General features: G+C 61.3%; 2 protein-coding genes. Both read right to left on the bottom strand.

What is annotated here, in order from left to right; translation table 11 throughout:
• Nucleotides 1-135 precede the first annotated feature (135 nt).
• Nucleotides 136-429, bottom strand: a complete 294-nt coding sequence (locus ACZ4SV_RS36360) for a hypothetical protein (RefSeq protein ID WP_362189803.1) — start codon at nucleotides 427-429, stop codon at nucleotides 136-138.
• Nucleotides 429-1663, bottom strand: a 1235-nt coding sequence (locus ACZ4SV_RS36355) for a phage tail tip fiber protein (protein ID WP_468011443.1), incomplete at its 5' end; no start/stop codon positions are given. The genes ACZ4SV_RS36355 and ACZ4SV_RS36360, both read right to left, overlap by 1 nt.

The following is a 1663-nucleotide window of genomic DNA, read 5'->3' as shown; positions in this document are numbered from 1 at the left end:
ACAGCCCATAAGCAAGCTCTGGATTGGCTGACGATGTCTCACCACTACCCCGCGAGTACAGAGACAGGTTCTCGTAGTTCTGATCGATCGTCAGCACGCTGCCATTGTTGGTCCACACTTTCAGGCCAGTTGCCATTACCAGAGTCCATAGTGGAGCGTGCAGGGTGTCCTGACGTTGGTAGTGAAATCCCATGACATACGAATGACCGACGCACTGATGTCGGTCAGTACCACGTTGGGGACGCCGCGCGTCGGTTGATTCGAGTCATTCGACACGATGAAAAAGAACGCTCGGTTCCCCTGGGAGGCGATGTCGATGGAGCCGGCCTGGTTTCCGGTCTGAACTGAACCAAGCAACCGGGTCAGACGCGTTGTCACATCGAACTTCACCGAGCCGTCGTTGTTCCATACCTTCAGTCCGGTGGCCATCAGATGCCATCCCCAAGGGCAACAAGTGGCTGCCCGGTTGGACTACGAACGAAGATGTTCTGGTCATTGATCGAAAGCGATCCGCCACCAACTGGCCCGTTCATTGCCAGGCTACCGTTCTTGTCCAGCTTCCAACGTGGCAGACCACCTGCGCCGACCGCTGTGGACTGGATCACGTCGCCGATCATGGCATTCTGAATCCAGCCAGTTCCGATCAGTGCCTGGCTGATGAAGGTCTGGCCGCCCTGAATCACGAATGGCGACGTGACCTGCCCGTTCACCAAGTTGATCACCGCAAACCGGTCGGCCTGGAACAGGATCTGACTCTGGTAGCTACCGTCCGGCTGATTTTCGATGCCAATGCCCATCCCGGCCGCGTAGTACTGGCCATTCGCCGCCACCTGCAGCTTCAGGGTCCACGAAGCGCTGATCCTGCCGTCCATGTCGACTACCGCCTGCGAGTTCTCCTGCACCAACGCCTGCGTTTCGCCTACCTTCGCTTCCACCGTGTCGGTGCGCTGAGCCTGGGCATAGTCGCCCTCGGCGATGACCGTCTGGATGGTGAGCGTTCCAGCGAACACCGTGGCGTCGCCAGCGCCCCAGTCGCTATCACCGGCGGCTTGAACGTCCAGCTGGGCGAACAGGCCATCCGTCTTCTGCCCGATCGCCTGCAGGCCGGTTTCCGGATCATTGACCTGCAGCTCCAGCGTGTTCACCCGGCCGACCACCGCACCCGCCTGAGCGACGGCATCACCCACATCCTTCCATTTCGTGCCCGGTGGCTCCTCATTCCCCGGCGCGTTGTCGTTCCACAGCCAGATCTTGCCGTTGTGCACGACGGTATCGCCGGGGTCATAGGTGGCGCCGGCCTCCCAGATCAGTGGCACGATCTGGTCGATGCTCTCGATCTTGGAAAGCAGGTCCTGCCCCAACGCGCTCTCGGTAATCCGACCCGAGAGGTAGGCGTCGTAGTCCGACTGGTTTGTGCTGGCCTCCCCCATCACGCCGGTGCCGGTCGGATACCACGGACCGATGTTGCCGCTCTTGTCCACCAGTCGGCCCCAGAAGTAGAACCGGGCACCGGCAGCAAGACCGTCGAGCTGGTAGCGGTTCTGCGGGTAGGCGAAGTCGGCGAACTTCGTGGCGCTGGCGCGGTCTGGCCCAGTACTACGCCAGATCTCGGTCCGCTCGGTGTCGGTGGCCCCGGGCGGGAAGCCCCAAGCCAGCTGTATGC

Source organism: Streptomyces sp. NPDC027672 (genome assembly GCF_055566335.1).
Note: the sequence above shows the minus strand (reverse complement) of the source record. Positions and strands in the feature narration are given on the sequence as shown.

Excerpts from the sequence above, each read along its gene's own strand:
- ACZ4SV_RS36360 (WP_362189803.1), bottom strand. The coding sequence starts at position 429 with ATGGCCACCGGACTGAAGGTATGGAACAACGACGGCTCGGTGAAGTTC.